We start from the raw sequence: 15,734 nt of genomic DNA, 5'->3' as shown, positions 1-15,734 counted from the left end.
GAGTCTCCTTCACAGGGGGATGTTTCCGTGCTTCTTGGCCGGCAAGGTCTGCCGTTTGGTCCGCAGGGTCCGCAGGGCGCGCGCGACCTGCAGCCGGGTCTGCGACGGCGTGATGACCTGGTCGACGTAGCCGCGTTCGGCGGCCAGGTACGGGCCGGTGTGGCGCTTGCGGTACTCCTCGGTGAGCCGTCTTCGCGCCGCGGCCCGGCGCTCCGGCGGGAGCTCGGCCAGCTCGCGGCGGTAGAGCACCTGCACCGCGCCCTCCGCGCCCATCACCGCGATCTCCGCGGTGGGCCAGGCGAGGCTGACGTCGGCGCCGAGGTGCTTGGACCCCATCACCGCGTAGCCGCCGCCGTAGGCCTTGCGGACCACGACCGTCACCTTCGGCACGGTGGCCTCGGAGTAGGCGTAGATCAGCTTGGCGCCGCGGCGGATGATGCCGCCGCGTTCCTGGTCGCTGCCCGGCAGGTAGCCGGGGACGTCGGCGAGGGTGAGCAGCGGGATCGAGAAGGCGTCGCAGAAGCGCACGAACCGCGCGGCCTTTTCCGACGCGTCGATGTCGAGCACGCCGGCCTGGTGCCGCGGCTGGTTCGCGACGACGCCGACCGTGCGGCCCTGGACGCGGCCGAACGCGCAGATCATGTTGGGCGCGAAGGCGCTGTGGACCTCCGAGAACTCGCCGTCGTCGACCAGCCGGGCGATCAGCTCGGCCATGTCGTAGGTCTGGTTCGGCGAGTCGGGCACCAGCCGGTCGAGTTCCAGGTCGGCCGGGGTGACGACGGCGCTGGTGTCGTCGGCGTACTCCGGCGCCGGGTCGAGGTTGTTCGCGGGCAGGTAGCCGAGCAGCGTCTGCACCCACTCGATGGCGTCCTGCTCGTCGGCGGCCCGGTGGTGGGCGTTGCCGGCGACCTCGCTCTGCACGGCTGCGCCGCCGAGCTCCTGCGCGGTGACGCGCTCGCCCGTCACCGCGTGCACGACGTCCGGTCCGGTGACGAACATGTGCGAGGTTTCGTCGACCATCACGGTGAAGTCGGTGATGGCCGGCGCGTACACGGCCCCGCCCGCGCACGGGCCCATGATCATCGAGATCTGCGGGATGACCCCGGACGCGTGGGCGTTGCGCCGCCCCAGTTCGGCGTAGTAGGCCAGCGAGACGACGCCTTCCTGGATGCGCGCGCCGCCGGAGTCGTTGATCCCGACGACCGGGCAGCCCAGCGACATGGCCAGGTCCATCACCTTGAGGACCTTTTCGCCGGAGACTTCGCCCATGCTGCCGCCGAAGACGGTGAAGTCCTGGGAGAAGACGCAGACCTGCCGCCCCTCGACGGTCCCGTGCCCGGTGACGACGCCGTCGCCGTAGGGCCGGTTGGCGTCCATCCCGAACTCGCCGCACCGGTGCCGCGCGAACTGGTCCAGCTCGACGAACGAGCCCGGGTCGAGCAGCAGCCCGATCCGTTCGCGCGCGGTGAGCTTGCCCTTGGCGTGCTGGCGGTCGACGGCCCGCTTCTCGGCGATCCGGACGGCTTCGTCCTGGCGCGCCGCGAGATCGGCGATCCGGAACGCCGTGGTCGGCATCAGTTCGTCCATCACCGCACCCCCGCTCCGAGCCGGGCCGCCAGCGCGGCGGCGATCACCGCGACGTGCGGCGGGTCGATCATCGAGACGTGGTCGCCCGGCACCCGGACGACTTCGAGGTCGCCGCAGTACTCGTCCCAGCCGAGGGTCTCGTCCGTGCGCAGGTACCGGGGGTCCAAAGTGGTCGTCAGCGGATGCGGCTCCCGCGCGCGCAGCAACAGGACCCGGCCGTCGTACCGATTCGGCGTGTACCGCTCGGCAACCCTTGCGTCCACATAGGACTCGTACTGGTGACGCAGGACGCCCGCGCCCAGGTCCGGGACCCGTTCGGCGAGGCTTTGCAGCACCCGGCGGATCTGCGCGTCTTCGTCCAAAGTGGCCAGTTCGGCGCGTGGGATCGCGAACGGGACGCCGTAGGTCCGCGACACGTGCTCGGCGAACCGGTCGAAGCGGTCGAGCAGCAGGTCCGCCGGCTTCCCCGCCGCGGGCAGCGGCAGGATCGAGTCGATCAGGACCACGAGGTCGACCGGCCCGTCCAGCCGCCGGGCCGTCTCGTGGGCGAGGCAGCCCCCGAACGACCAGCCGCCCAGCCGGTACGGGCCCCGCGGCTGGATCTCCCGGATCAGCTCGGCGTAGCAGGCGGCCTTGGCCTCGACGGTGTCCTCGTCGTCGATCCGCTCCAGCCCGTACACCGGGTGTCCCTCGGGCAGCAGCCGGACGAGCTCGCGGTACACGCTCGTCGGGCCGCCGGCCGGGTGGAACAGGAACAGCGGCTCGGCGACGCCGTCGCGCAGCAGCCGCACCGGGCCGCCGCCGTGGCCTTCGAGCTCCGCGCGGAGCAGGTCGGCCAGCGCGGCGACGGTCGGCGTGGCGAACAGCCGCTCGACGGGCGGCACCGCGCCCAGCTGGTCCGCGAAGACCGCCCGCAGCCGGCACGCGCTTTCCGGATCGCCGCCGACGGCGAAGAAGTCGTCGTGGACGCCGGGTTCCGGGCCGCCCAGCTCGGCCCGCCAGTGGCGGGCGACCCACCGCTCGGCGGGGTCGCGCGGGCCGGCGGTGACCGGCGCGGTCTTCCCCGCGCCGAAGCCGGCCTGCTCGGCGAGGTGGGCGGCGAGCTCGGCGAGGCTGGCGCCGCGCAGGAGCAGCGGGATCGGCAGCGGCAGGCCGAAGTCGCGTTCCACCGCGCCGCGGGCGCGCATCGCCGACAGCGAGTCGAGGCCGAGCCGGGTGAGCGGCACGTCCCGCTCGACGTCCGCGTAGCCCAGCACGCCCGAGACGAGCCCGGCCAGGTGGTCGGTGATCGCCTTCCGGGCGGTGTCCGGCGGTGCTTTCCGCAGCGCGTCGAGGCCGTCCCAAGTGGACGGTCCGGTCCGCGGCGCGAACAGGCCGAAGAACGGCCGCTCGGCCAGGCGCGGGAACAGCTCCAGCACAGTCCCGGCGTTGACGCGGGCCACGCCGGTCGCCTGGCGGTCGCGCGCGAGGACGGCGTCCAGTGCCGACAGCGCTTCCTCGGTGCCGAGCGGCTCGAGCACCGGGTTGCGCGACCCGGCCGCGGCGCCGACGTCGCCCCAGGCGCCCCACCCGATCGTCGCCGCCGGGAGGCCCTGGGCACGCCGCCACGCGACCAGGGCGTCGGCCCAGGCGTTGGCGGTGGCGTAGGCGGCCTGGCCGGGCGAGCCGAACAGCGCGGCGGCCGACGAGTACACGAGCCACCAGTCGAGGTCGTGGCCGGCGGTCGCCTCGTGCAGGCGCCAGGCGCCGAGTGCCTTCGGCCGCCAGACGGCGTCGAGCGCGGCCGCGTCCAGGCTGATCGCGGCGCCGTCGGCGAGGACCCCGGCGGCGTGCAGCACCCCGCGCAGCGGCACGCCACCGTCGACGGCCGCCGCGACCAGCGCTTCGGCCGTGCCGGGCGCGGCGATGTCGCCGGGCACGACGCGGACGTCGATCCCCAGGTCCGGCGCAGGGGCGGTACGGCGGCTGTTGAGCACCACCCGCGTCGCGCCGCGCTCGGCCAGCCACTTCGCCGCGACCAGGCCGAGGCCGCCGAGCCCGCCGGTGATGACGTAGGCGCCGTCGCGGACCGGCTCGCGCACCGGGTCGCCCGGCTCGGGGCGGACGAGCCGCCGGACGTACCGGACGCCCTCGCGCCAGGCGACTTCGTCGTCGAGGCCGTCCGCGCGGACCTCGTCGCGCAGCTGCCCCACCCACAGCCGGGCCGGGTCCGGTCCGGCGTCGAAGTCGACCGCGCTGACCCGGAGTTCGGGGTGTTCGAAGGCGAGCACGCGGACGAACCCGCGCAGCGCGGCCGAGGTCGGGTCGCCCCGTTCGCCGGGTTCGATGCTCTGGGCTCCGGTCGTGACCAGCCACAACCGGGGCGGCTGGGGCAGTTCGGCCAGCTCGGCGACCAATTCGGACAACCTCCCGATCAGCCTTTCGGCCCGTTCGGGATCGGGGTTGTCTTCGCTGTCGAGGTGGACGAGTACCTCGGTCGGGTTTTCTCGCAGCTGGTCCTTGAGGGTGTTTTCGGTGAGCTCGACCCAGCGCTCCGCCCGCTCCGGCGCGGCGGGCAGGTCGACCTGCTGCCACGCGGCCTCGTACAGCAGCCGGTCCAGCGCCGCGTCCCGGAATCGGCGGCAGTAGACGTCGCGGAACTCGACCAGCACGACGTCGTCGGCGTCGACGAGCTGGACGCTGCCGAGCAGCCCGTCCCCGGACGGGTCCCGCGACGTGAGGACCGCGTCCACGCGCACCCCGTCGCGCGGCTCGCCGGCCAGGACCACCTCACCGATGGTGAGCGGCAGGTAGAGGGCGTCGGCATCCCCGACGGCCGCGGCGAGCGCGTGCAGGCAGGCGTCGGCGAGCGCGGGGTGCAGCCGGTAGGCGGGGTGGTCGTCGGGCTGGACGATTTCAGCGGAAGCTTCGCCGTCGGCTGCGACGACGTTCCGGAGGCCCCGGAAGGCCGGGCCGTAGTCCTGGCCCAGCTCGGCCAGGACCCGGTAGAGGTCCAGGGGCTCACCGGTGGTCGCGCCGAACGGCGCCGACGGCGTGCCGCCGGGCTCGATGCGCGCCGTGGCGTGGCGGACCCACTCACCGTTCGTTTTGACGTGGACGCCGAACTCGGTGCCGGCGAGGCTGGTCGTCACCTCGGTGTGGCTGCCGAGTTCGAGGACTTCGCGGAGTTCGAGGTCCCGGACGCGCCGGCCCGGGGCGGCGGCGAGCGCCAGTTCGAGGAAGCCGGTCGCGGGGAACACCGGCGTGCCCCGCACGGTGTGGTCGGCCAGCCACGGGAGTGCTTCGGTGCCGACGTCCCCACGCCAGAGGTCGCCGTCCGGGTGTTCGATGTGGACACCCAGCAGCGGGTGGCCGCCCCGGGCGGGCGTCCGGCGCTTCGGCCAGAACTTCCGGTGGCGCCAGACCGGACCCGGCAGGTCGACGCTCGCCGTCCGGGGACGGGCCGCGAGCGCGCCGGGGCGGCCGTTCACGTGCAGCCGGGCGAGGGTGGTGAGGAAGGCGGTCCGTTCGTCGACCTTGCGGCTCGCGGAAGGCAGGCCTCGTTCGCCGGTGGTCTGTTCGATGGCGGCGAGGGCGACGGGGTGCGGGGCGACTTCGACGAAGACGGTGTGGCCGTCCTCGGCCGCGGCGGCCAGCGCTTGGCTGAACCGCACCGGACGGCGGAGGTTCGCCGCCCAGTACTCGACGTCGAAGGCGGGCGTCTCCCGGGGCTCCCGGAGCACTGTGGTGTAGCAAGGGATTTCCGGTTTGCGCGGCTGGATCTCGTCGAGGCCGGCGCGGAACCGGCCGAGCACGGCGTCGACGGCGGCGGAGTGCCCGGCCCCGCCGACGGGGAGCCGCCGGGCGAGCCGGCCCAGGCTTTCGGCGTGCCCGACGAGAGCGTCGACCTGGTCGGCGGCCCCGCTGACGGTGCACTGGGTGGGCGAGGCGTAGACGGCGACGGTGACATCGGGGAACTGGGCGAGCTCCCGCGGCGAAAGCTCGACGACGGCCATGGCACCCGTCCCGCCCCGATCGAGCTCGGCGAGCAGCCGCGCCCGCGTGGCCATGACGCGCAGGCCGTCGCCGGGAGTGAGCGCCCCGGCGACCACAGCGGCGGCGACCTCCCCCATGGAGTGCCCGACGACGGCGGCCGGGGTGACCCCGTGGGCCCGCCAGAGCCCGGCGAGGGCGAGTTGCATGCCGAAGAGGGCGAGCTGGGTGGTGGCGAGGTCGCCGGGGTCGCCTTCGAGGAGCTCGCGGAGGGAGGAACCGAGCTGGGATTGGAAGACGGGGTCGAGCGCTTCGACTTCGGCTTGGAAGGCGGGTTCGGAGCGCAGGAAGGCGCGGCCCATGCCGTCCCATTGGGAGCCGTAGCCGGAGAAGACGAAGACGGGATCGCCGGAGCCCTCGCCGCGGGCGGTGGCCGGGCCGCCGGACTCGGTGGGCGGTTTGCCCACCAAGCCACCCGCGGAGCCGCCGGACTCCCCCAGCAAGCCGCGCCCCGCGGCCAGCTCTCGCAGCCCCGCCACCACCTCACCGCGGCTTTCCCCCACCACCGCGCCGCGCACCGGCAAGTGCTCCCGCCGGTGCGCCAGCGTCGACGCCACCGCACCCAGCGGCACCTCCGAAACCCCCTCAAGCCACTCCGCCAGCTCCCCCGCCCGGGCCCGCAGCACCTCGCGCGACCGGGCCGACAACGCGAACACCGCCGGCCCCGCGGCCTCCGGCGGCACCCGCACCGGGAACGAAGCCGCCGGCCATTCCTCGAGCACCACGTGCGCGTTCGTCCCGCCGAAACCGAAGGCCGACACCCCCGCCCGAGCCGTGCCCGAGTAGCGCGGCCACTCCGTCGGCGAGGTCACCACCCGCAACCCCGAGAAGTCGATGTGCGGGTTGGGCTCCCGGAACCCCAGGCTCGGCGGCAGCCGGCGGTGCGTCATCGCCAGCACCACCTTCAGCAACCCCGCGATGCCCGCCGCCCCTTCGAGGTGGCCGAGGTTGCTCTTCACCGATCCCAGCAACAGCGGGCGGTCGGCCGCGCGCCCGAGCACCGCCGACAGCGCACCCGCCTCCAACGGGTCCCCCAACAGCGTGCCCGTTCCGTGCGCCTCCACGTAGTCCACAGAGGACGGATCCACTCTGGCAGACGCGTAAGCCGAGCGCAGCAAGTCCGCCTGCGCCAAGGGGTTGGGGGCCGTCAAGCCGTTGGACCGACCGTCGGAGTTGACCGCGCTGCCGCGCAGCACCGCCAGGATGCGGTCGCCGCGGGCCGCTCGCAGCGGCTTCAGCACGACCACCCCGCACCCCTCGCCGCGCGCGATGCCGTCGGCGGCCGCGTCGAACGGCTTGCAGTGGCCGTCCGCGGCCAGCACTCCGGCGCGGTGGAAGCCCGCCGTGATGCCCGGCGACAGCAGCACGTTCACCCCGGCCACCAGCGCGATCTCGCTCTCGCCGCGACGCAGGCTCTGCATCGCCTGGTGCACCGCGACCAGCGACGACGAGCACGCCGTGTCCAGTGTCAGGCTCGGTCCACGCAGGTCGAGCAGGTACGACAGCCGGTTGGCCGCGATGCTCGCCGCCGCCCCGGTTCCCGACCAGACGTCGACGCCGGCGACGTCGGTCATCGTCAGCGAGCCGTATTCGGTGGCCGACAGCCCGACGAAGACGCCGGTCCTGCTGCCGCGCAGCCCCGACGGCGGGATCCCGGCGTGCTCCAGCGCCGCCCACGCGACCTCCAGCAGGATCCGCTGCTGCGGGTCCATCGCCTCGGCCTCGCGCGGCGTGATGCCGAAGAACTCCGCGTCGAACCCGGCGACGTCGTCGAGGAACCCGCCCCGCAGCGGCAATCCCGCCAAGTCACCGGCCGGCGCGAACGTCTCCCAACGGCCTTCGGGGACGTCGCCGACGCCGTCGCCGCCGGAGTCGAGGAACCGCCAGAACGCTTCCGGCGAGTCGATCCCGCCCGGCAGCCGGCAGCCGAGACCGACGATCGCGATCGGCTCCTCCTCCGCCTGCGACGGCCGGGAAACCGCAGCGGATTCCCCTGTGGACAGATACTCGGCCAGCGCGTCGACCGTCGGGTACTGCCAGACGAGCGTGACGTCCAGCGAGCGTCCGACGAACTCTCCGAGGTCGGCCGCGAGGGCCGTCGCGTCCCGTGAGGACAGTCCCGTTTCGTGCAGCGGCCGGCCGGGGTCCACCGGACCGAGCCGGGCGAGCAGCCACGCGCGCACCGCGCCGGACGTGGTCATCCGAGCCGCCGCCCGGCCAGTGAACCGTCCATATAGGACTTACGACAGCGCGCCCGGCTGATCTTGCCGCTCGACGTCCGCGGCACCTCACCGGGCGGCAGGACCACGACGTCGTGCAGGCCCAGACCGTGCCCGGCCGACACCGCCGCCCGCACCGCGGCCGCCAGCTCCGCGACGTCGACCGGCGAGTCCTTGGCTCGTTCCAGCACGACAACCGCGGCTTCCCCGTCGTCGGCGGCGATCGCGAAGGTCGCCGCCGAATGCGGCCGGACGCCCACGTGCTCCTCGGCCGTCTGCTCGATGTCCTGCGGGTAGTGGTTGCGGCCGTCGACGACGACCAGGTCCTTCAACCGGCCGGTGACGTACAGCTCGCCCTCGAAGACCACGCCGAGGTCGCCGGTCGCGAGCCAGCCCTCGCCGGTTTCCGGGTCGAGCGGCGGCAGGCCGAACGTCGCCGACGACGTAGTCCGGCCCCAGTAGCCGCGGCCGACGTTCGGGCCGCTGACCCGGATCTCGCCGACCTCGCCCGGCGCGGCCGGTTCGCCGGTGCCGGGATCGACGATCCGCACTCGCTGCCCGGCGGGGCGGCCGCACGAAACGAGCGTCGACCCGGCCGCGGCGGGCACCGCGAACCCGGCGGCGAGCCGGTCGCGGTCGAACGTGACGTGCCGGGCCGGTTTCCCGGCGTCGGACACCGAAACCAGCACCGTGGCCTCGGCCAGGCCGTAGGACGACCGGTGGACCTCCGGCCGCAGCCCGGACCCGGCGAACGCGTCCTGGAACTTCGCGATCGTGGCCGGCAGCACCGGTTCGCTGCCGTTGATCAGCGAGACGACCCGGCTCAGCTCCAGGTAGCTCTTCTCGGCTTCGGACACGCGGGAAGCGCAATAGGCGTAGGCGAAGTTGGGCGCCGCGCTGATCGCGCCGGGGCTGGCCGAGAGCGCGCGCAGCCAGCGCGACGGCCGTTCGAGGAACGCCAGCGGGTCCATCAGCACCGAGGCGAGGCCGCCGGCCATCGGCGCGCCGATGCCGAGGATCAGGCCCATGTCGTGGAAGAGCGGGAGCCAGCTGACCGTCGAGGTGGTCCGGCTTTCGGCGCCGTAGGCGGTGCACGCCTGACGCGCGTTGGCGAGCACGTTGCGGTGGGTCAGCACAACACCGGCGGGCGTGCGGGTGGAACCCGAGGTGTACTGCAGGTACGCCGTCGCGCCGGGGTCCGGTGCCGGCCACTCGCGGGGTTCGGCCGGAGCGAGCGCGTCGACGGCGACGACGTCCGCGCGGACCGCTGAACCGTCGAGAAAGGCGTGGACCGCGTCGATGTCCGCGGTCGTGGTGAGCGCGACGCTCGGCGCGCAGTCGGCGAGCGCCGCGGCCAGCCGGCCCGCGTGCCCGGGCAGGCCGGGCGCGAACAGCGGCACGGCGATCAGGCCCGCCCGGATCGCGCCGAGGAACGCGACGACGTAGTCCACGGACTGCCCGGCGAGCACCGCCGCCCGCTCGCCCGGCGCCGCGATTCCGCTCAACCGCGCGGCGACCGTGCCGACCCGCTCGTCGAGCTCGCGCCAGGTGAGCGCGACCGCCCGGCCGTCGGCGCTGTCGCGGTGGTCGACGTGGGTCAGCGCGACCTCGTCGCCGAGCACCCGCGCCCACTGGCCGAGCAGGGTCGCCAGTGAGGCCGTCGATTCAGCCCCGGTGACGGGAACCGGCGGGGAAATGGTTTCCATGGCACCTCGCAGAGAGCGTTTACCGGCGCAGTGAATAGCCGCGCCCGGGCGGTTGTCAATCAAGCGAATTGCGATACTCACCGGCACGCGCATTACGGCACAGCGCGTTTGTCACGCGGCGACGAGGTCGGGGCAGATCGGCTCCGCCCTGTGTCGATCGGAATAGCAGGCACACGGCCAGCAGCGCGCCGGCGAGCGTCAACCCGGCCGCGGCGAGCAGACCCGCGGTGTAGCCCGCGGCCAGCGCCGGTCCCGGCGCCGCACCGGCGTCGAGCCGCAGCGCCCGCACGGCCGTCAGGACGGCTCCGATCAGCGCGACACCCAGCGCGCTCGAAAGCTCGCGAGACGCCGTGAGCAGCCCCGACGCCGTGCCCGCATGCCGTTCGGCCACGACGTCCAGCGCGTGCGAAGTCAGCGGAGTCGTGAAGGCCGACCCGGCCCCGATCAGCACCAGCCCGGGTATCCGCGGGAGCACCGCCGGGACGTGGTTCACCGCGGCGAGTGCGAGCAGGCCGGCCGCGACCACGCCGAGCCCGGCCGCGACCGTCCGATGTGGACCGTGCCGAGCGACGGCCCGGGGAACGAGCGGGGTCGCGGCCACCACCGCCACCGCGACCAGCGCCAGCGGCAGGCCGGCCCGCACCGGGTCGAGGCCGAGGAAGTCCTGGTGCAGCAACGGTGTGAAGAAGACGACGCCCGAGATCCCGAGGCCCCACAGCACCTGGACGGCGAGCGAGCCGGCGAACACGCGGTCGCCGGTCAGCTCGGCCGGCACCAGCCGGGCCGGTGTCCGGCGCTCGCGGAGCACGAACGCCGCACCGAGCGCGCCCCCGGCGGCCAGCAGCGCCACGCCGGTCCGCGGGTGCTCGCCGAGTTCGACGAGCGCCGCGGTGAGCAGGACCAGGCTCGCGGTCACGACGGTCATCGCGCCCGCGGCCGGCCCGGGGTCGGCGGGGGCCGAGTGCAGCGAAGTACCGCCGCGGCACGAGGATCGCCGTCGCCGCGAGGCCGAGCCGGGCACCGGGCGGTCGCGGCCGCGCGGGACCGTCCCCGGCAGCAGCACGAGCATCGCCGCCACGAAGGGCAGGTTGACGAAGAAGATCCAGCCCCAGCCGAGGTATTCGCTCAGCAGCCCGCCGAGCGCCGGGCCCAGCGCGAGCGCGGCGGCCAGGCACGCCGTCCAGACGGCGGCGGCGAGCGTCCGGCCCCGCGCGTCGAGGTTGGTGCGCAGCAGGCTCAGCAATCCCGGGACCAGGAACGCGGCGGCCGCGCCCTGCACCACCCGGGCCGCGACCAGCAGCCCGGCCGACGTCGCCAGCCCGCCGGTGGCCGCGCCGAGCCCGAACGCGAGCAGCCCGCCGGCCAGCGCCGGACGCCGGCCCCAGCGGTCGATCAGCGTCCCCGCCACCAGCAGCAGCCCGGCGAACGGCAGCATGTAGCCGAGCGCGACCCATTGCAGCGCCCCGAGGTCCAGGGCGAGGTCGCGGGCGATCGAGGGCGCGCCGGCCGCGACGATGGTGTTGTCCAGCGTCGTGACGAACGCGCCGAGCGCGATCAGCACCAGGGTCCGCCGCGTCATCGCCCGCTCCCCACCAGCTCGCGCGCGACCCGGGCCGGCCGCCGGCGCGGGAACCACCAGTTGGCCTCGCCGAACCACGCCATCACCGCCGGGACCAGCACGCACCGGACGACGACCGCGTCCAGCAGCACGGCGACCGTCAGCCCGACGCCGGCTTCCCGCACGACCCGGGCGTCGACGAAGGCGAACGCCACGAACACGAGCGCCATGATCAGCGCGGCCGCGGTGATGGTCCGGCCGGTCGCCGCGACGCCGTCGACGACCGCCGCCCGGGTGTCGCCGCGCCGCCGCCACGCCTCCTGGACGCGCGCGATGAGGAAGACCTCGTAGTCCATCGACAGCCCGAACAGCCCGGCGAACAGGAACACCGGCAGGTAGGGCTCGATCGGGGCGCCGAAGGCGAAGACGACCGCACCCGTCGTCGCGGCCGCGGTCAGCAGGTTCATCACCGCCGCGGTCAGCGGGATCACCACGCTGCGGAACACCCACGCCAGCAGCAGGACCGAGATGCCGACGACGCTGAACAGGAACAGCGGCAGCCGCGCGGTGACGGCCGCGGCGAAGTCGGCCCGGGCGGCGACCGGCCCGCCGACGTGCGTGTCCGGGCCGCCGACGGTGGTGGCCATCGCCCGCGTCCAGCCCAGCAGCTCGGCGGTGGCCGGGTCGTCGGGCGCGGTGCGCGGGGTGGCCGTGAGCAGCCAGCCGCCGCCCGGAAGCGGAGTGGGCGGCCCGACCTCGGCGCGGGCGAGCAGCGCCTCGCGCAGCGTGCCGAGCGACGCGTCCCCGGTGCCCACCACCAGCAGCGGAGCGCCCGCGCCCGGCCCGAAGCCGGCGTGCAGCAGCTGCGCGGCCGTGCGCGTGACGCTGCCGGGCGGGTCGAGGGAGGCGTCCGGGACGCCGAGCCGCAGCCCGGTCATCGGCAGCGCGAGGACGGCCACGACCAGCAGTGCGGCGAGCGTGTACGGACCCGGGCGCCGGGTCACCGACCGCGCGAGCCGGGCCCAGCCTCGGCCGCCGCCTTCGGCCGGGATCCGCATCCGCCCGGCGGCCGGGCGCAGCAACGCGGGCAGCAGGGTCAGCGCGGCCGACGCGGTGAGCAGCACGGAAACCGCGGCGGCGACGGCGATCCCGTCGAGGAACGGCAGGCCGACGGTCAGCATTCCGGCCAGCGAGACGCACACCGTGACCCCGGCGAACACCACGCTGCGGCCCGACGTCGCCGCCGCGACGGCCAGCGCCGCGCCCGGGTCCGCGCCCTCCCGGCGCCCCTGCCGGAAGCGGGTGAGCACGAACAGCGCGTAGTCCACGCCGACGCCGAGCCCCAGCAGCGCGGCGATCTCGGTGCTGATCTTCGGCACGGTCATGACGTGCGACAGCAGCGTCACCGCGGCGAGCGCGCAGCCGACCGACACCGAGGCGGTGAGGACCGGGAGCAGGACGCAGGCCGGCGACCGGAACGTCACGAACAGCACGAGGGCCGCGGCGAGCAGGCCGATGCCGGCGTTGCCCAGGTCGGGCGCGGCCGCGGTCATCGCGGCGAGCTCCCCCGACGCCCCGGCGGTGAGGCCGCGGGCGTCGCGGACGACGTCGGCGAAGGCGTCCGCCGTGGCCTGCCCGAGGGTCGTCGCGGGCGCGTCGAACCGGACGGTCAGGATCGCGGTGCCGCCGTCGGGCGCCACCCGGCCGGGCGGCGGGCTGACGGTCACGACGTGCGGCAGCGCCGCCAAGCGGGCGGCGAGCGCTTCGAGGTTCACGCGGCCCGCGCCGCGGTCGATCGGGCCGTCCAGGGCACGCACGACGACGCTTTCTTCGGTACCCGTGCCGCGCAGCAGCTTCGCCGCCGCGGTGCTGTCCGCGGCGGGCAGGTCGACCGTGTCGCGGAAGGCCGCGCCCGTGTGCAGCGCGGCGAAACCGAGCCCGGCCAGCGCCGTCAGCCACAGCGCGGCGACCACGACGGCGTGGTGGAAACACCAGGAAACGACCCTCGTCATCCGGTTCTCCCGCCGCGCATGGTTGATCACGCTAACAACCGGACGGCTCGCGAAGATACGGTCCCGGTTCACAAATCGAATTCCGGAAACCCTTGCGGCGGTGAGCGTTCCGCCGCTTGTCGGACGGGTGACAAATCCGCGCGCGGCCATTGGTCCCCGCGTGACAGAACCGGGGCCGGACGCCGGGAGGACGGTTGCCAACCGGCGTTTCCGTGTGAGTACATGACGTCCGCGCCGACGCGGAAAGGGGTGGCCCATGACCCGGACGATCACCGTCCCGCACCCCCGCGGCACCGGCCGGGCGCAGCAGCTGTGGTGCTCGCTGCCCACCGAGCTCGCGCGGCGGTTCCGGCCGCACGCCGACCCGCTGTCCCGGCGGATCCTCGAGGAGATCCAGCGGGCCGTGCCCGAGTACGCCAAGCCCCTCGAAGGCGAGTTCGGGAAGATGATCGTGCTGGCGATCGAACAGGCGGTCCTCAGCTGCATCGACAGCATCGACGACTTACCGTCCACAGAGGACAACTGGCCGAAGTTGTTCCGGGAGGTCGGCAAGCGCGTCCACCACGACGGCGGCAGCCTGAACTCGCTGCAGGCCGCCTACCGCGCGGGCGGCCGCGCGGCGTGGCGGTACTTCGCGGAGCTGGGACAGGCGCACCGCTTCCCGGCGGCCGTGCTGTGCGTCGGCGCGGAAGCGATTTTCGCCTACGTGGAAGAGATTTCGTCGTACTCGGTCGAGGGGTACACGCTGGCACAGGCGATGGCGACCGGCACGCTCGAACGCCGCCGGCGGCGGCTGCTCGAACTCCTCCTGGCCACCCCGCCGTCGTCGCCGGCGACCCTGTCCACAATGGCGAAGGCCGCGAAGTGGACCATGCCGGAGTGGGTCACGGTCGTCGCGCTCGACCCGCGGGACGAGCAGCACCTGACCCCGGCCCCGCAGGTCGCCGACGACGTCCTGCTCGACCTCGAAGGCACCGAACCGTGCCTGCTCACCCCGAACCCGGATCGCGACCTGCGCGGCCTCGAAGGCCGGCTGCCGGGCTGGCGCGCGGCGGTCGGGCCCCGGGTCCGGCCGGCCGACGCGGGGACGTCGGCACGCTGGGCCCGGCGCACGCTCGACCTGGTCCGCCACGGCCTGATCGACGACCGCCCGGTGACGCGCACGGCCGACCACCTGGCGACGCACTGGCTGCTCGCGGACCGGTTCCTGCTCGACGAGCTGTCGGCGAAGACCCTGGCGCCGTTCGCCGGCCTGACGGTGAAGCAGCAGGCCCGGCTCGCCGAGACGTTGCTGAGCTGGCTGGAGCACAATGGGAACACCCCGGACATCGCGCAGGCGCTGGGCGTGCACCCGCAGACCGTCCGCTACCGCGTGAGCCAGCTGAGCGACCTCTTCGGCGACCGGCTGGCCGACCCGGCGCAGCGGCTGGAGATCCAGATGACGCTGCGGGCGCACCAGCTGCTCGGCACGCAGCCGCCGGGCGAGCAGTGACCCTTGACCGGGCGACCCCTCCTCCTCCATTCTGTTAGCGCTAACAATGGGGAGGCCGCCGATGACGTCCACCGAAGTCACGCGGGAGTTCTTCGGCCGCACCGGCGGCACCGACGTCCACCGGTACACCCTCGCGCGGTCCGGGATCACCGTCCGCGTGCTGGACTACGGCGGCGTCATCCAGTCCGTGGCCGCGCCGGACCGGTCCGGGCGCCCGGCCGGCGTCGTCCTCGGCTACCCCGATCTCGACGGCTACGTCGCGAACAACCGGCCGGGCGCCGCGCGGGTCTTCCTGGGCGCGGTGATCGGCCGCTACGCCAACCGGATCGCCGGCGGCGCGTTCACCCTCGACGGCGTGCTCCACCGGGTCCCGGTCAACGACGGGAAGAACAGCCTGCACGGCGGGCCCGCCGGGTTCGACACGCGGGTGTGGTCCGCGAGCCCGGTGCCGGACGGCGTGCGGCTCACCCTGGTCAGCCCGGACGGCGACCAGGGCTACCCCGGCGAGCTCACCACCGAGGTGACCTACCGCCTCGACGACCGGCTGCGCATCACCTACCGCGCGACCACCGACGCGCCGACGGTCGTCAACCTGACCAACCACACTTACTGGAACCTGACCGGCGCCGGGACCGTGCACGACCACTCCCTCGCACTCGCCGCGAGCCGCTACTGCGCGGTCGACGAGGACCTGATCCCGGTGGGCGACCCCGCACCGGTCGAGGGCACGCCGTTCGACTTCCGCCGTGCGACGGCGATCGGCGCGCGCCTCGGCGAGCCCGACCCCCAGCTGGCGATCGGCGACGGCTACGACCACAACTGGGTCCTCGACGACGGTTCGCCGTTCGCCGCCCGCGTCTGGGAGCCGTCGTCCGGGCGGCTGCTCACGATGTGGACGACCGAACCCGGCCTGCAGTTCTACTCGGGCAACCACCTCGGCGATCCCCACGCGGGGTTCGCGCTGGAGGCGCAGCACTTCCCGGACTCGCCGAACCGGCCGGACTTCCCGGGCACAGTCCTCCGGCCGGGCGAGGTCTACCGCCAGGAGACGGCCTTCGAGCTGACGACGGCGGACGGGCCGCCGGTGGCGTGAGCAACATTCGCCCCTGCTCCGGCGGCCCCCGCCGT

7 protein-coding genes are annotated in these 15,734 nt (G+C 74.4%); 2 read left to right on the top strand and 5 right to left on the bottom strand.

The window, feature by feature from the left end; genetic code table 11:
• Positions 1-9 precede the first annotated feature (9 nt).
• The 5 genes from ACZ7OH_RS39115 to ACZ7OH_RS39095 are packed head-to-tail and all read right to left on the bottom strand — an operon-like array spanning position 10 to position 13,114.
• Entirely contained in the window at positions 10-1,587 is a 1,578-nt protein-coding gene (locus tag ACZ7OH_RS39115; protein ID WP_470285509.1) for an acyl-CoA carboxylase subunit beta, read from the bottom strand.
• On the bottom strand, positions 1,587-7,820 hold the full coding sequence (locus tag ACZ7OH_RS39110) for a beta-ketoacyl synthase N-terminal-like domain-containing protein (protein WP_470285508.1): 6,234 nt from the start codon (positions 7,818-7,820) through the stop codon (positions 1,587-1,589). The genes ACZ7OH_RS39115 and ACZ7OH_RS39110 overlap by 1 nt, the downstream gene beginning before the upstream one ends.
• Positions 7,817-9,544 (bottom strand): fatty acyl-AMP ligase, encoded by a 1,728-nt coding sequence (locus ACZ7OH_RS39105; protein WP_470285507.1) that lies wholly within the window; start codon positions 9,542-9,544, stop codon positions 7,817-7,819. Before ACZ7OH_RS39105 ends, ACZ7OH_RS39110 begins: the two co-directional genes overlap by 4 nt.
• 55 nt (positions 9,545-9,599) lie before the next feature.
• On the bottom strand, positions 9,600-11,123 hold the full coding sequence (locus ACZ7OH_RS39100) for an MFS transporter (protein WP_470285506.1): 1,524 nt from the start codon (positions 11,121-11,123) through the stop codon (positions 9,600-9,602).
• On the bottom strand, positions 11,120-13,114 hold the full coding sequence (locus tag ACZ7OH_RS39095) for an MMPL family transporter (protein WP_470285505.1): 1,995 nt from the start codon (positions 13,112-13,114) through the stop codon (positions 11,120-11,122). The genes ACZ7OH_RS39100 and ACZ7OH_RS39095 overlap by 4 nt, the downstream gene beginning before the upstream one ends.
• A gap of 256 nt (positions 13,115-13,370) precedes the next feature.
• Between ACZ7OH_RS39095 and ACZ7OH_RS39090 the strand changes: the two genes are divergently transcribed.
• Entirely contained in the window at positions 13,371-14,606 is a 1,236-nt protein-coding gene (locus ACZ7OH_RS39090; RefSeq protein ID WP_470285504.1) for a PucR-like N-terminal domain-containing protein, read from the top strand.
• A 61-nt stretch (positions 14,607-14,667) separates the two neighbouring features.
• Complete coding sequence (locus tag ACZ7OH_RS39085) at positions 14,668-15,699, top strand: aldose epimerase family protein (protein ID WP_470285503.1); 1,032 nt, start codon at positions 14,668-14,670, stop codon at positions 15,697-15,699.
• The last annotated feature ends 35 nt before the right edge of the window (positions 15,700-15,734 follow it).

This window comes from Amycolatopsis sp. NPDC114478, from assembly GCF_055633805.1.
The sequence above is the reverse complement of the archived record's forward strand: the minus strand, read 5'-3'. Positions and strand labels throughout refer to the sequence as shown.